Origin of the sequence: Priestia sp. AB (genome assembly GCF_028369225.1) — a bacterium.
In the GTDB taxonomy this organism is placed as follows: Bacteria; Bacillota; Bacilli; order Bacillales; family Bacillaceae_H; genus Priestia; species Priestia megaterium.
Genome location: NZ_JAQMYN010000002.1, coordinates 561677 through 577083 on the forward strand (window position 1 = coordinate 561677; position 15407 = coordinate 577083).

The 15407-nt window shown below is 39.4% G+C and carries 16 protein-coding genes; 5 read left to right on the plus strand and 11 right to left on the minus strand.

The genetic code is table 11. The annotated features are described in order from the left end of the window. Window positions 1-12: 12 nt before the first annotated feature. Genes POF52_RS09095 through POF52_RS09110 form a run of 4 tightly spaced genes read right to left on the minus strand, consistent with a single transcriptional unit; the run spans window position 13 to window position 4791 of the window. A complete protein-coding gene (locus POF52_RS09095) occupies window positions 13-723 on the minus strand; it encodes an ABC transporter ATP-binding protein (RefSeq protein ID WP_013055892.1) in 711 nt (236 codons plus the stop codon). Beyond that, window positions 720-1862 (minus strand): ABC transporter permease, encoded by a 1143-nt coding sequence (locus POF52_RS09100; protein WP_271992001.1) that lies wholly within the window; start codon window positions 1860-1862, stop codon window positions 720-722. Before POF52_RS09100 ends, POF52_RS09095 begins: the two co-directional genes overlap by 4 nt. Then, window positions 1859-3082, minus strand: coding sequence for an ABC transporter permease (locus POF52_RS09105; protein ID WP_176583936.1), 1224 nt, complete (start codon window positions 3080-3082; stop codon window positions 1859-1861). Before POF52_RS09105 ends, POF52_RS09100 begins: the two co-directional genes overlap by 4 nt. A gap of 14 nt (window positions 3083-3096) precedes the next feature. Further along, window positions 3097-4791 carry a DUF6583 family protein gene (locus tag POF52_RS09110; protein WP_271992003.1) on the minus strand — a complete coding sequence of 565 codons (1695 nt, stop codon included), beginning with the start codon at window positions 4789-4791 and terminating at the stop codon, window positions 3097-3099. A 512-nt stretch (window positions 4792-5303) separates the two neighbouring features. On the opposite strand from POF52_RS09110, the gene POF52_RS09115 reads away from it, so the two are divergent. Beyond that, a complete protein-coding gene (locus tag POF52_RS09115; protein ID WP_271992005.1) occupies window positions 5304-5621 on the plus strand; it encodes an iron-sulfur cluster biosynthesis family protein in 318 nt (105 codons plus the stop codon). A gap of 59 nt (window positions 5622-5680) precedes the next feature. Here POF52_RS09115 and POF52_RS09120 read toward each other — a convergent pair whose 3' ends face one another. From POF52_RS09120 to nagE, 4 genes are all read right to left on the minus strand, one after another. Then, entirely contained in the window at window positions 5681-5998 is a 318-nt protein-coding gene (locus POF52_RS09120; RefSeq protein WP_013082157.1) for a hypothetical protein, read from the minus strand. Window positions 5999-6077: 79 nt separating this feature from the next. Beyond that, complete coding sequence (locus tag POF52_RS09125) at window positions 6078-6347, minus strand: VOC family protein (protein WP_271992008.1); 270 nt, start codon at window positions 6345-6347, stop codon at window positions 6078-6080. Window positions 6348-6581: 234 nt separating this feature from the next. Then, on the minus strand, window positions 6582-7301 hold the full coding sequence (locus tag POF52_RS09130; RefSeq protein WP_074894570.1) for a DUF554 domain-containing protein: 720 nt from the start codon (window positions 7299-7301) through the stop codon (window positions 6582-6584). Between the two features lie 189 nt (window positions 7302-7490). Further along, window positions 7491-9368 (minus strand): N-acetylglucosamine-specific PTS transporter subunit IIBC, encoded by a 1878-nt coding sequence (gene nagE, locus POF52_RS09135; protein ID WP_176583940.1) that lies wholly within the window; start codon window positions 9366-9368, stop codon window positions 7491-7493. A gap of 327 nt (window positions 9369-9695) precedes the next feature. Between nagE and nagA the strand changes: the two genes are divergently transcribed. The 4 genes from nagA (at window position 9696) to POF52_RS09155 (ending at window position 13225) form a co-directional block, all read left to right on the plus strand. Then, window positions 9696-10880 carry an N-acetylglucosamine-6-phosphate deacetylase gene (gene nagA / locus POF52_RS09140; protein ID WP_271992011.1) on the plus strand — a complete coding sequence of 395 codons (1185 nt, stop codon included), beginning with the start codon at window positions 9696-9698 and terminating at the stop codon, window positions 10878-10880. Between the two features lie 2 nt (window positions 10881-10882). Further along, window positions 10883-11614, plus strand: a complete 732-nt coding sequence (gene nagB / locus POF52_RS09145; RefSeq protein WP_029325042.1) for a glucosamine-6-phosphate deaminase — start codon at window positions 10883-10885, stop codon at window positions 11612-11614. Between the two features lie 144 nt (window positions 11615-11758). After that, window positions 11759-12484 (plus strand): GntR family transcriptional regulator, encoded by a 726-nt coding sequence (locus POF52_RS09150; protein WP_271992015.1) that lies wholly within the window; start codon window positions 11759-11761, stop codon window positions 12482-12484. 15 nt (window positions 12485-12499) lie between these two features. Continuing rightward, the gene (locus tag POF52_RS09155; protein ID WP_271992017.1) at window positions 12500-13225 is read left to right on the plus strand and encodes an SIS domain-containing protein; all 726 of its coding nucleotides are present in this window, start codon (window positions 12500-12502) and stop codon (window positions 13223-13225) included. Window positions 13226-13974: 749 nt separating this feature from the next. Here the strand turns inward: POF52_RS09155 and POF52_RS09160 are convergent. From POF52_RS09160 to POF52_RS09170, 3 genes are all read right to left on the minus strand, one after another. Further along, window positions 13975-14433: a GNAT family N-acetyltransferase gene (locus POF52_RS09160; RefSeq protein ID WP_271992019.1), complete on the minus strand. Its 459-nt coding sequence runs from the start codon at window positions 14431-14433 to the stop codon at window positions 13975-13977. Between the two features lies 1 nt (window position 14434). Further along, a complete protein-coding gene (locus POF52_RS09165) occupies window positions 14435-14713 on the minus strand; it encodes a YesK-like family protein (RefSeq protein WP_271992021.1) in 279 nt (92 codons plus the stop codon). A gap of 140 nt (window positions 14714-14853) precedes the next feature. Further along, the gene (locus POF52_RS09170) at window positions 14854-15363 is read right to left on the minus strand and encodes an SUKH-4 family immunity protein (RefSeq protein WP_258469288.1); all 510 of its coding nucleotides are present in this window, start codon (window positions 15361-15363) and stop codon (window positions 14854-14856) included. Window positions 15364-15407 lie beyond the last annotated feature (44 nt).

The following is a 15407-nucleotide window of genomic DNA, read 5'->3' on the forward strand; positions in this document are numbered from 1 at the left end:
CATTACTTTATCTTAATCATGCAGCAGCTTATACACAACGTTCTCTTCTGCCTCTTCCCCAGTCTTTTCCTTCGCTTGGTCCATCGTGCCGACAAATTCCAGCTTTCCTTCCTTCAAGACCGCAAACCGATGACACACATCTAATATTTCATTCAAATCATGGGTAATATAGATAATCGTCTTTCCTTTTGCCGCCAGCTGTTTAATATAACGAATGATCTCAAGCTTGGACTGCAAATCAATTCCGACCGTCGGCTCGTCCATTAACAAAACGGACGGTTCATGAATAAGTGAAACGGCTATGTTTAGCTTTCGCTTCATGCCTCCTGATAAATTTTTCACTTTTTCCTTCCATCTTCCTTCGAGCTGTACAGCTGAGCAAAGAGACTGAAGCTGTTCATTCGACAGAGAGCGTGAAGTCATTTTGCTCCACATTTTCATGTTTTCTTTTACGCTAAGCTCTTCCCACAGCGCTATGTCCTGTGGAACATAGCCAATGACTTCTCGAATCGCTTTTTGATTTTTCTTAAGCGATAAGCCCCCAATCGTGACATTCCCGCTTGAAGGAGCCGTAATGGTAGACAAAATAGACAGAAGCGTCGACTTACCAGCGCCGTTTGGTCCTAAAAGACCAATGACTTCTCCACTTTCTACGGTCAGCGTAACATTTGCTAACGACCGTTTTTTTCCGTATGTTTTGCTAACATTGTTAATTTCAATCATTTGATGCTCCTCACATTCCACACTATTTTAAACGCGCACAAACATATACATGCAATGGAAACAGCTATCTCTTTCCAAATGAACGTAAGCGGCAGTGCATGCTGATACAGAAGCAGATGCTGCGGAAGCCACTGACTTATTCTTTCAATCGTTGCAGAAAGCTCTCCTACCGGGAAAAAGCTCCCTCCTATTATACTGAGTCCTGTGACCATGACAACGCTGATCATATAATAAGATCCAACTCGCTGACTTTCACTTGCAAGCCACGTGCTAAAAGCAACGCACACAATCACATAGATACACATATACAGCAGCACACTGTAAGACTCTACTCCATACAGCCATTTAAATAGAGCAAAGCTTATGAGAGCTTGAAACACGTATAGCACAGCATAAGCAGCGCTGACGCTTCGAATATAACCATAAAGCCCTTTTTGCATCGTTTTCATTCGTTTGAAAAGATGCTTCCTCTCTTTAATCATCCAATCTGATGTGAGGCAGCAAAGTAAAAGCGTAAAGAATCCCCATAGCGGCACGTATCCGGTCACTTGAGCGCTCCCTTGCTTCGTATGCTTCGTTCCTTGCGCCTCGTAATCAATTGTCATCAGCGGCTTTGGCTTCCACTGGTTATCGGTATAACGATACGCTTCTTTCCATAAATCCGGTCCTGCATGAATGTTATAAACTTTATATAAAAAACGCACTTCATTTGCCGCTTTAACATTTGTCGTTAACCTTGTCACTTCACTCGCCACGACTTCTCGAACCGCTTCTGTGGCAACTGAAGAAGGCAGCGTGAGCAAATCAATGACTCCTTGATAATTCCCCGCTTCTACTTCTTGTTGAAATCCGTTAGGAAACATAAAAATGCTGTCAATTTTATTTTTGGCCAGCTGCTTTCTCGCTTGTTCTTCATTCAGGGAAATAAACTGAATTTCTGTTGTTTTCTGTAGTCGATTGATCACTTGTTTAGACATTTTGCTGTGATCTTGATCGACAAGAGCAACAGGTATTTTTGAATCACTTTGTACTTTTGCTAAAAACGAGCTGCTAATAATCGTTCCTATTAAAGGTAAAAAGAAAATCATGATAACAAGCATAGGGCGCTTCAGCAGCTGCTTTATTTTTTCACTGATCATTTTCTCCACCGCCTTTGCAGCGTCATCACGTAGCCAGCAGCAAGAACAAAACTTCCCGCTGCCGTAATGAGAATAGGCTTAAGGTAAAGAAAAGCTTCGTTTGTGTTATATCCATCAAATTCATAAAATAAAAGCTCCAATACGCGGGTGTTGAGTGACCATTTCTGGAAAACACTCGCCCAGTCCGGTAAATAGACGACCGGCACAACATGTCCACTTAACATCGCACTCAGCAAAATAAACAGCAAACCGGTTATTTGATAAGCTTTTTGTGATAAAAAAAGAACCCGAAGCAGTAAAAACAAACATAAAAAAGCAAACAAGCTTCCGCTTACCCCTAAAAAAAGCTCTCCGTACGTACCAGTTACAGGCAGTTTTAGTCCTCTAAGGAGACTTCCAAACAAAACGACAGAGACCGGTAGCAAAAGAACATACAGAGCCGTCAGCTGCGCTAAATAAATGTGGACAAACGATACACCTCTTGTTTTCATTCGAGCCAGCACGGGAGAAGTCTGCGTTTCACTAGCAAGCAGCCATCCGCCGTAGCTCCAAATCATAAGCAGCAAAGCAGCAAAAGACAGGACATAATATTGCTTCATATCCTGCTGAAAGAAACTCGTTTCTATTTGTTCATCAAATAAACTTCCTCTATCTAACACGTGAAGCCCAAACGTCACCAAGCTCTTCTTAAACTCTGCGCGTCTATTTTCATCGGAAACATTTTCTTTTTCTAAAAAGGCTTCAACCGTATTAATACCGCTTTGAGCAGCTGACGTGTAGTCGGCTGCACTTTCCATCACATAGCGAAACAGCTGTGACTGAAGCGGCTTATTACTATTTCCAATGACGTATAAAGGCTGATTTTTTCCATGAGCAATATCGTGACTAAAACCTTTTGGCAGCGTTACAATGGCTGCCACTTTATTTTGCTGCAGAAGCTGTTTAGCTTTCTGTTCATTCGTGTAAAGAGGCTTCATGATCTTGCGAAGCTTACCTTCAGTCAGCTGTTCGATGACGTACTTCGTTTGTGCAGTGTCATCTTTATCCACAATTGCCACGGGGAACCGATTCACTCTCTCCTCACCTTGCATGGTCTGACTAATAATGATCCCTGCTCCAAGTAAAAACAGAGCAGGGATCATTATTAGCAGTATGAGAGATTTTATATTTTTCAATAGAGCTTTACATGTAAAAAGAGTCAAAGAGAAATATATCTTCATCTGCTTTGCACCTTTTAGTAACCAGCGGTTCCCATATTCATCATGAGACCTTGAACATTTTTAGCGAAATTTTCTTGAATCGACAGCATATCTTCAGGCGTTACATCTTTTACATTTGTTGCATTAGACGCATCAAGCTCTAGAATAGCTGCTGATTTTTTTAATTGAGAAGCAGAGTCAATTTTTAACGTAACGTTTGCCGGATCTGCTTTTGGTCCTATTTTTGTACGAATATCAAACGAATAATCTGCTTTTCCTTTTGAAGCAATTATTGCTTGATTCTGCTTTACTTCCCCGTTTACTACTAGATCTTCTTGATCACCTAAGTCTAAAGAGAAAGTACGGTCAGCCGTTTGTTTCGCATCGGTTTTACCATTGATTACCGAATCCATTTTAAATGTCATATTCGTGTCTTCATCTTTTGAATCTTTTGTTAACAAATGAATAGACATGTTTTCTTTTCGTTTTTCGCTTTCCGTTGTTACGTTATTTTTCATATCAAACGTAAACGCATCATCGGTAGTGCTATCCGCTAAAACTGCTTTAAACTGCTTAGCTGTTTTGTTATCTTCATACGGAATATTTTTAGTTACTACGTTAAGTTTGCCTTTATCGTTAGAAGCATTTTTTACGCCCATGTTCATATCGCGAGCTACCACAACATCATCTTGAACGTACACAGTTGATTTAACACCGCCAGGGTAAGTCGTATCTTTTGCTTCTTTTTGGAAGTCTTGAAGACTTTCTTTTACTGATTTTTTCAATTCTTTTGGATCTGCCATATCTTTTAATTCTGGATTCGTTGCTGCCGAAGATTTAAACAGCTTAGATACATGATTTGCATAGATGGTATGAAGCTTGTCATCTTTTGCTACCTTCGCAATAAGCTTATCCATAAATTGTTTTGTTTCTTTATCAGACATGTTAAGCGTCACGCTTGTTAACTGAAGCGTTTTGCCATTTGTTTTATAATCCACATTTTTTTCTTTGGTAAAATAATCGCTGTCTAGCTCATCATAAATGAACGTTCCGTACTCTTTTGCAATGTAGGTCTTTTCTTTTTCCGTTAACTTTAAGTCTTCTAAACTCACGTTGCTTGTATTAATGTCAAGCGTTTCAGGACCTGAATAAGAAGGATCGAACTTACGCGCTACCTGTCCATATTCGTCTAAGTTTAAATAGAAATATTCATTTGCAAGAATCGGGGCTTTAAAACCTATTCTTTCTTTCGTTTGAAAGCCTTCTAGGTCAAGCGCTTTTGAACCGCCGATATTAAGAGCCAGTGAACCGTATCCTTCACTTTTTTTCGGATCTTGTTCCGCTTTAATTTTAATTTCAGCTTTACTGATAAGATCTTGAATCATTTTAAAGCTTGGATCATACGAAAGTGAATCCATGTTAAAGCCGCCTTTGATAGTAGCATTTGTGGTAGAAGGCTGCTTCATCGCTTTTTCCTGATAAGCCATCGTTTCACTGTACTTTGTTTCTAATTCATCAGCTGCTTTTTGATACGTATTTACTTCAGAAATTAAGTATAATTGCTTAGGAGATTTTTTAAATACCGTAGCAAATGTAATTGCTCCTCCAATAATCACAATTAAAGCTGCTAAAATGATAATCCATTTAGCCGGTGCCTTTTTGGGAGCGGGCGCTGTTTCTAGCGAAGCCGCTGTTTCGTCTGTTGTTCTGTTTTGATCTTTCTCACTCATCTACACCAGAACCTCCTATGTATTTTGTTAGTCACTTTGTACATGATAAGGAATGGTTTCCATAAATTCTACTACTTCGACAAAATAAGACAATAATTAGTCCGATAAACCGATGTCTTTCGGTGCAATATCGTGTGCAAAGTACTCTACTTAAGTACCCAATATATTGAAAATAAAACCAATTATTCAAAACTATCTCAATAACTATTAAAATAGGTAAATGACTTAACTTCTTATTTTATTACAATATATTCCTATTTTTAAGCATTTACACCTAAGAATTACGAATCGGCACTTTTCTATAGTCGATCTCTTTTTCCTTTCATCATATACAGGTGATATCTATGTACGCCTTTATGAAAAGATGATAAAAAAGCAGCGTTTTGTTCTGGTTCGAAAGGGAAATAATATAAGAAAGCTTTTTTCTTGCCGGTGATATAAAAATCGAGTAAAGTATTGCTAAATACATTTTACACAATTTAATTTGAGGATAGAAAAAGGAGGATATCATTATGAATATACGCGTCACTCCTTCTGCAAAAGAAGCGTTGCGGAACGTAGAACAAAATCAAATGATTCAGCTTTCTTTTGATCGAGGAAGCTGCGATATTGTTAATACAATTTATGAAATGAAGATCATCTCAAAGCGCAGCCTTCAATCCTATGAAAAAGTTGTAACGGTTGAAGACTTAGAATTTATTGTTGATGATGACATGGAAGAAGTGTACGACAACGAGCTGGTGATTGATCACGCAGCAGGTGCTTTTATCTTCAAAAATCACAACCAAATTTTTAATAACCGCGTAGGATTGCGCTATATCAGTTCATAGAAAAAAAGCAGGGAACTAACTCCCTGCTTTTTTTCTTGCATATGTTAGGAAACTCGCTTCTATCGATTGACCTTTAAGCGCTCTTGGATAAATAACAACACGTTCACAAGGCTGTTTTCTTCATATACATTCACTTGCTGACGCTTAAATTCTCCTTGTTCATGGTAGTAAATAATATCTCCCGTCCCTTTGTCTTCATTCATATGTAAATGAAAACTAAGCGGCGTTGCCAAAATAGATCCGTCTTCATCTCGCTGAAGAATTTGACAAAGCGTTTGATTCCCTTGTTTTTCAGATAAAAAGTCATAGCCAAATTGACGTGCTAACTTTTCCACTTGTGCAGCAATAAGAGCTGTAATCTGTTGATTGTCTTTCATAAGCAGTATTTCTCCTTACTTTATCTCATTAGGGTTTTCTTCTTAGTATACTATACCTTAAACTTCTGGAGCTAACGACTTAACCTGTGCAAATCATGACCACATGTCCATCCGGATCTTTTATGGTAAAAAACGAAAAATCTTCAAAAGAAGTAATCGGAGAATCAATCGTATAGTGCAGCCCTTTAACAAATTCATATGCTTCTTTAATATCTTCAGTATGAAAATTAAAAATTGGATGGAGACTAACCGCTATTTGTTTTTCTTTTCCTTCAGGACCTGCGTCTAGTGTTAATCCTGTTTCTCCATCAATTTTAAGATTATAAACTGGATTCTTAACTTCGCTCATCTTGTATTCTTGATTCAATAAATCGCTATACTATTTTACCGAAGTTTTTAAATGAGCTACGTGAATAAATACCGTATTCATTTTATTGAAAACAGGACTCGGCATTTTTAATCCTCCTTTTTGTTTTCGGTTCATTCTATATCATTATCCACACATCACTTTATACCTGCTATTCCCTTAACTTTTGCTCATATATACAAAAAAGCTTGCGAATACTATTCACAAGCTTTTTCTTCATAAAAAATATGTATGCTGTACAACTACAATCACAACCGCAATTAAAATCGAAGGCAATAAATTCGCAACTTTAATTTTAATAATTTCTAATAAATTAATCCCAATTGCTAAAATTAATACGCCGCCTACCCCCGTGACTTCGGCAATGATACTATTCATTAAATCTTGCGGCACAATCGCATTAATTTGCGTGGCAAATAACGCAATGATGCCTTCGTATAGAAACACGGGCACAGCTGAGAAAATGACGCCTATTCCAAGCGTAGTCGTTAATAATAATGAGATAAACCCATCCATCACCGCTTTTGTAAACAATACGCTGTGATCGCCGCGTATTCCGCTGTCTAATGCCCCTACAATCGCCATCGCTCCAATAACAAAAATTAACGTCCCTGTTACAAAGCCCTGTGAAATACTGAATGTTTGCTTGTCATTTTGCTGTGATTGAAATTTTCGTTCAATCATATTGCCTAAAAGGTTTAGCTTTTCATCTAAATCAATGAACTCACCAATAACCGCTCCAATGGCTAAGCTCAAAATTACAATTAAAAACTGATGACTTTTAAAACCCATTTGCAAACCGAGCGTGATAACGGATAACCCCATCACTTGCATCACCGTCACGCTCACTTTTTCAGGAATGCGGTGAGCAAGCTTGCCCATTAATGTTCCTACAACAATCGCTAACCCATTGACTAATGCTCCTATAATAAACATGCCGTCACCTTTACTATGAATAATGCCGCTTCTTTTTTCATTTGTTCTACTCCCTCTCTGCTCCGCACTAGCTGTATCAAACACACTAAATTTTAACACAAAATTCTTTTAATTATGAAGAAAAGAAAAAGATCCGAACGATGAATCATTCGGATCTTTTACTAAAACACATTTGTTCCAGCTTTTTTATTAAAATGTAATAACGTCTTTTGTGCCTTGCTTTTGGTACCCTGTTTTTAACAGCTTTACTTCTTTATCCGCTGGCAAGTTGGTAAATACAACTGGTGTCACAATCGACGGTGCATGCTTTTTAACATACTCTATATCCACCTGTAAAAGAGGTGTTCCTTGTTGAACGCTGTCGCCTTCTTGAACAAACGCTTCAAATCCTTCGCCTTTTAAATTCACGGTATCTAATCCAACGTGAATCAGGATTTCAATTCCTTCTGCTGTTTTTAAGCCAATCGCATGTTTTGTTGGGAACACGGTCATAATTTCACCGTTAATCGGTGATACGAGCGTTCCTTCAATCGGTTCAATCGCAAAACCGTCGCCCATCATTTTTTGTGAAAACACTTGATCTTCCACTTCACTAAGCGGCTTTACAACGCCTTCAAACGGTAAAACAAACTCTGTGTGTGCGTCTGCTTGAACAGCCTGTTGTTCAACAGGTGCAGCGGTTGACGCCGTGCCGTATTTAACTAATTGATTCATTGCGTCTGCAACAAACTCTACTTCTGTTCCGACAATGACTTGAACATTTGTTTTGCTGAGCTTCATAATTCCTCTCGCTCCGTGGCGCTTTAAGGCAGCTTCATTAATATTGCCGGCATCAGCTACTTGTAAGCGAAGACGAGTCGCACAGTTATCAATCACGGTTAAGTTTTCTTTTCCGCCTAGATCTTCAATAAAATACGATGCCATATCCACATATTTATCGCCTGTTGCTACAACCGTTTCGTTTGATGTGTCTACTTCTTCATCATCTTCACGTCCCGGTGTTTTTAAATTTAACGCTTTAATCAGCGTGTAGAAAATGATAAAGTAAATCACTGCATATACAATTCCAATTCCCGCTAACAGCAGCGGCTTTTGTGAAATTCCGTAGTTTAAGAAGAAGTCAATGGCACCTGCTGAAAATCCAAATCCCGCGTGAATGCCAAGAGCAACGGCTAAAGCCATCGATATTCCTGTTAAAACGGCATGAATAACGTATAATAGCGGTGCTACGAACATAAATAAAAATTCAATTGGTTCCGTAATTCCCGTTAAAAAAGAAGTAACCGCAAGCCCGATTAACATACCGCTGACTTGTTTGCGTTTTTCTTTTTTAGCTGCTGCAACCATCGCAAGCGCAGCTGCCGGTAAACCAAACATCATAACCGGGAAGAATCCAGACATGAAGGTTCCTGCCGTTGGATCTCCTTTAAAGAAGCGATTCAAGTCTCCCGTTACGCCGTGATAGTCTCCGAATACAAACCACACTAAGCTGTTTAACACGTGATGCAGTCCAATTGGAATTAATAGACGGTTTAAAAATCCGTATATACCTGCCCCAAGCGCTCCTGCTCCTGTAATCCACGTTCCTAAGTTGTTAATTTGATCTTGAATCGGCGGCCAGATAACCCCGAAGATTCCTGCAAGCGCAAGCATAACGACTGACGTAATAATCGGCACAAACCGCTTTCCTGCAAAGAAGCCAAGCCACTCGGGCAGCTTAATTGCTGAGAAACGATTGTATAGTAAACCGGCCGTTACCCCTGAGACAATCCCGCCGAGTACACCCATGTTAATATCTTTATCAATAGCTACAGTTCCTTTTGTTAATACAAAATAACCAACGACTCCGGCAAGTGCTGCTGCGCCGCTTCCATCTTTTGAAAGCCCTACAGCAATTCCGAGTGCAAACAGTAGTGCTAAATTCGCAAAGATCGCATCTCCGGCTTGAGCCATAAATGGAATATCTAATAAGTCCTTTTGACCCAAACGAAGAAGCAATGCCGCAGCAGGTAATACTGCGATTGGCAGCATAAGCGATTTACCAATACGTTGTAAAAAATTCAGCATGTTTCTATCCCCTTTGTATAACGTATTTAACCCGATGTTACGAGCAAGGATTTTCGTAACAATATTTATCGGATGACAAGTTACCGCATTCATCCCGGCCTATGATTACATCATCAGCTGACATAACGGCGGTTTTACTGCATGGACTCATACTAGCACATAAAATATATAGTTGTCTATACCAATTTTCTTTTTAAAAACCTTTCTATATCAATGTTAAAAGCCCTTACAAAACTTTCTAGTTCACAAAAAAGAATCAACTGGTCTAGACAACTATTCCAAAAAGCGTTACACTTAAATCAATACAACGAGCAAAGGAGTGTATGTATGGATACACATTCATCCATCATTATTTATAATGTAACCGTTTATAGTGAAAATCAGACATTAAAAAATGGGTATATTAAACTAACGAACAAAAAAATCACTGAAATCGGAGAGATACATCAATACGTACGTGAGCCAAAAGACCATGTAATTGAACTTTCTCCTTCCTATAAAGTTATTCCGGGTGCCATTGATGTGCATATTCATGGCGTTAACAATGCCGATGCGATGGACGGTACAGCAGAAGCATTAAAAACAATGGCGCGCACGCTCCCAAAAGAAGGTACAACAAGCTTTTTAGCAACCACTATGACGCAGTCGAATGAAGCGGTTGAAAAAGCGCTTCGCAACGCGGGCGCTTATATCGAAGAACAAACAGATGCGGATGCTGAAGTAGTTGGTATTCACTTAGAAGGTCCGTTTATTTCACCGAAACGTGCGGGTGCACAGCCGCCTACTCACATTCAAGATCCGAATGTGACACTGTTTCAAGAGTGGCAAAAAGCAGCCGGAGGACATATTAAACTTGTTACATTAGCTCCGGAGCAGCCAAACGGCTTAGCGCTTACTTCTTATTTAAAAGAAACAAACGTCGTCGCTTCTATTGGCCATTCCGACAGCACATATGATCAAGTTGGTGAAGCCATCGAAGCAGGAGCTTCTCATATTACGCACTTATATAACGGCATGCGCGGTCTTCACCATAGAGAGCCGGGCGTATTAGGGGCCGCATATTTGAGAGATGAATTATTTGTAGAGCTGATTACAGACGGCATCCACTGCCGACCTGAAATGGTCAAGCTTGCGTACGATCAAATTACAAGTGAACGCATGATTCTTATCACGGATTCTCTTCGTGCCAAATGGCTAAAAAACGGTACGTATGATTTAGGAGGACAGCCTGTTCACGTAAATGACACAACCGCTACACTTGCAGATGGAACATTAGCAGGAAGCATCTTAAAGATGAACGATGCGATTAAAAACACGATGAGCTTTACGAACTGTTCATTAGAAGACATCGTAAAAATGACTGCTGAAAACCCAGCAAAACAGCTTAACCTGTTTGATACAAAAGGAAGCCTTAAAATTGGAAAAGATGCGGATATCGTGGTGTTAAATGAAAACTTAGATGTTGAAATGACATTTTGCCGAGGCACATTGAGCTTTAAAAAGGAGGACTAACAATGAATATCATCCAAGTGAAAAACTACAGTGAAATGAGTGCAAAAGCAGCTGATATGCTGATTAGCAAACTTCATGAAAAACCAAATATGAATCTGGGACTTGCAACGGGAGGCACACCGAAAGGATTATATGATCGTTTAATTCAAGATCATAAGGAGCACGGCACGTCTTACAAACACGTTACTTCATTTAACTTAGATGAATATGTCGGAATGAAGCCGCAAGACCCAAACAGCTATCACTACTATATGGCAGATGCGTTATTTAATCATATTGATATTGACGTAAGCAACACGCACGTTCCTAACGGCCTAGCTGATACGCCTGAAGAAGAATGCCGCCGCTACGATGAAATGATTCAAAATCACGGAGGCATTGACCTTCAGATTCTTGGAATCGGCCAAAACGGACATATTGGCTTTAACGAACCTGGTACGTCATTCAACTCTCCTACTCATATTGTGACGTTAGAAGAGTCAACGCGAAAAGCGAATGCTCGCTACTTTAATTCTCTTGACGAAGTGCCTACTCAGGCTATTACAATGGGAATTGAATCGATTATGAAAAGTAAAGAAATTTTACTTCTTATCTCCGGGGAAGCCAAAGCAGAAGCGATGTATCAGCTGCTTAACGGAGAAATCACAGAAGACTTCCCTGCTTCTATTTTAAAGAAGCATCACTGTGTTACAATTATTGCGGACCAAGAAGCTTTAGCTAAAGTGAGCCTTTGAAAGAATAGTCAAGCAGCCTAACCGGGCTATAATCAATCCGTCTTTATGAAAGAAAGGTGTCTCGCTATTAGTTAGAGCATATATAGATAACATACCTCCTCGTCTTTTTTAGATGAGGAGGTTTACATAAAGGAGAGAACTTAAGTGATTGATAAAAGCTCACCTCTTCCGATTTATTATCAAATTGAAAAACAGTTGAAAAAACAAATTGAAAACGGAGAGTTAAAACCGAATGATTCGCTTCCTTCTGAACGAGAGTTTGCAGAACGATTTGAAATCAGCAGAATGACCGTTCGCCAAGCAATTAACAATTTAGTAAACGACGGTTATTTATACCGTCAAAAAGGCCGCGGCACCTTTGTATCTGAAAAAAAACTGGAGCAGCAGCTCGTTGGATTAACGAGTTTTACAGAAGATATGAAAGCGCGCGGAATGGTGCCAAGCAGTAAGCTGCTGAGCTTTGAAATTATTGCGGCTTCAGAAAAAATTGCCGAGCAGCTGCACATTTCTCTTCATGCGCCCGTTTATGAAATCAAGCGTATTCGTTTAGCTGACGACGTGCCAATGGCGCTCGAAAGCGTATATGTATCCGCTAACTTAGTCAAAGGCTTAACAGAATCCATTGTTAATGACTCTCTCTACCGCTATATTGAAGAAGAGCTCGGACTAAAAATTGGCGAAGCCAACCAAACGTTAGAATCCATTTTAGCTTCTGAAACCGAAGTGAAGCATCTTGGAATCAGCTCATATTCACCCGTTCTATTAATTCAAAGAAATACGTATTTGCAAGACGGTACGCCGCTTGAAGTGGTGAAATCTTCGTACCGAGCAGACCGCTATAAGTTTACGATTAACATGACACGATCTTAACTAAGGAGTTTTTTTATGTCTAGTTTATATCTACAGGAACTAACAAAACTGCTTGCTAAAGTGGAGGCGCATGAACAGCAGGCAATGGAATCCGCAGCCGAGAAAATCTCACAGCAACTAGCTTCTCATCACCTTATTCATTTATTTGGGTGCGGTCATTCTCATATTTTAACGGAAGAAGTGTTTTACCGTTCCGGAGGGCTTGCGCCGATTCATCCTATTTTTGTAGAAGAACTGATGCTTCATAAAGGAGCTTCGCGCTCTTCACAGCTAGAGCGTAAAAACGACTATGCCTCCACCTTTATGGAAAAAGAAGATATCGTATCAGGCGATATCATGATTGTGATTTCTACGTCGGGCGTAAATCCCGTTCCGATTGATGTGGCCTTAATTGCAAAAGAAAAAGGCGCCTTTGTTATCGGGCTTACCTCTCCTTCTTATGCCACGAGCCGGGCTTCGCGACATAAAAGCGGAAAATACCTTCATGATGTCGTGGATCTTGTTATGAATAATCACATTCCAAAAGGAGACGTTCTTCTTCATCAGCAAGATATTTCTTTCGCTTCTGGTTCCACTGTAATTGGAGGCGCTATCTTAAATAATGTCCTATCTAAAGCCATCCAAAAACTGCTCAGCCGCGGTATCACGCCTCCTGTCTTTTTAAGCGGAAACATGGAAGGTTCAGATGAACATAACCAGCGGTTGATTGATGCTTACAAAGGAAGAATTACTGCCCTATAACAGCCCCTGCGGCTGTTTTTTTTGCACAAAAAAAAGATGCTTGAAAGCATCTCATCAAAGTCGGACTGTACGATTTGGACTAGATCTCCTCTTTATCAGTAGAAGTCTTGTTCACAGCACCATAACCCACTTATCCGACATAATTACTATGTTTAACACAAGTATACTCTTTTATACCTTAGGTGTCAAATAAGTTATAAGAAATTTCGTAGTGCCTTCATTTGAGGATTTTCTTACGGTAATGTTCCAGCTGGCTTTTAGCTTCTTTCATAATTGGTGTATGTATGATTTCATCCGTGATGGTAAAATAACTTACCATACTTAACTTATAGATTTTACATATAAATTCCTTCCAAAATTTTGTATAAAATTTCCTGCCGCATCTCACAAAAAAGAACCTGCATCAAAACTGATGCAGGTTCTTCCCTTCATATCATGCTAATTATTTCATGTTCATTTGCCCTTGTGAGGCCCTTTCGCTACGTATATCGGTTCATAACGAGCGTGCCAATTGTCAGATCAGAATATCTGCTTTTCATGTGAGGTAATACGTTTGCTGAAGTTGCTGTTAAGTATTCCAAAACGAAACCAGTCCCTTCATGAAGCTAAGTATTTACCTTTCACAGTAGCCTTAGAAAAATTTCTATCGGCTCTGTACTATTTGTATACCACGTTTCAATTGAACTAAACTAAAAAATTCATTTTAATCAAAAAATTCTTACCACAGGGATACAACCATTAACAGCGAATTACAAATGAAGCTTTAATCCTTCGTGAGAAGCTGTGAATCCAAGCTTTTGATAAAAACGCAAAGCCTCTGACCGTTCCTTGTCGGTTGTTAATTGTACTAACTGACAATTACGTTCTTTCGCTCGTTCAATCGCCCATGTAATCAGCTGATATCCAACCCCTTTTCCGCGCTGTGACGAAGCGGTTCGAACTCCTTCAATCGTTGCTCTCCACCCGCCTTGTCGTGCAATGTGGGGCGTAAAGGTTATTTGTTGAACACCTATTACTTTACTATCTTTACATGCGACAATCAGTTCATTGTTTGGATCCGCATCAATTGCCTGAAATGCTTGAACATAACAGTCTGGAAGCGGTAATTCGTAGCGCTCTCGTTTGCTTCCGAGCATATCATCAGCGAGCATTCCAACAATTTGATCTAAATCTTCCCGCACTGCTTCTCTAAAGATTATTTCTCCCATTTCACACAGCACCTTTCCCGTGTCTATTTATGATGTTAAAAAGAACGCTGACGAACAAGCTCAGAACCGACGCTACAAACAAAGCAGCCGCTAAAGCACCAAGACCCATTCCTTCAAAGCCGCCAGCTCCAAATATGCTATATAGAAATAGAAATATGCTTATTAGCATGCTGCTAAGTGAAATTCCGTACTGCACAGGTGAGTTCCTTCTATAGAAGAAATACGACGCACCAAAAATCAGAACAAAGAAAGCACCCATTAATCCAAATAAAGAAATCATTTACACCCTCCTTCTTCTTCAAAAAAGGAATTTATATCCATTATATGCTATCATTTTTATTTATTCTATCTATATTACTAGCCCTGCAGCCACAACTAAATAGACATGACCAAAATGGCCATGTCTATTTTTCTACTATATTAAAAAGAAAGTTCTTTGAACCAAAAAGAATAAGGGGCTAAACAAGCTTCATCAATTTCATTCATACGTTTTTGGCATCGCTGAAGCACCTCAGCAGGAATGTGTCGCTCTAAGTATGCAGATTCTCCGTTCGCTTGAATCGTTTCTTCTACTAGTTCTTCAAACACATCTAAGCATGCTAAAAACTGTGGAAAAGTTGTATTAATAAAGCGCTCGCAGTCATCGTTGGACGTATCGAGCAGCACAACAGAACCGTTTTGGTGGTGAAGACAAATTGGATCTCCAGCGCCTGTTGTTCCTAAAAACCAATAGTGTTGATAGCGAGATGATAACTCAAATGTTTCGCATAATGTTGTTAGCTTTCCTTTGGATGAAACGAACTCTAGAAATGGTGAAGCTTCTTTGGGCAATCCTTTTTCTATTAGCAACTTCTTTATCTCTTCATCAATATCAAGGGGTGCAAGCTGTTCGGCATCAAACTTCATTCGTTTTTCCTGTCGTTGCATCACATTTGACAACTTCTTTCACTCCTTTTCACCATTTGCTCTTTCTT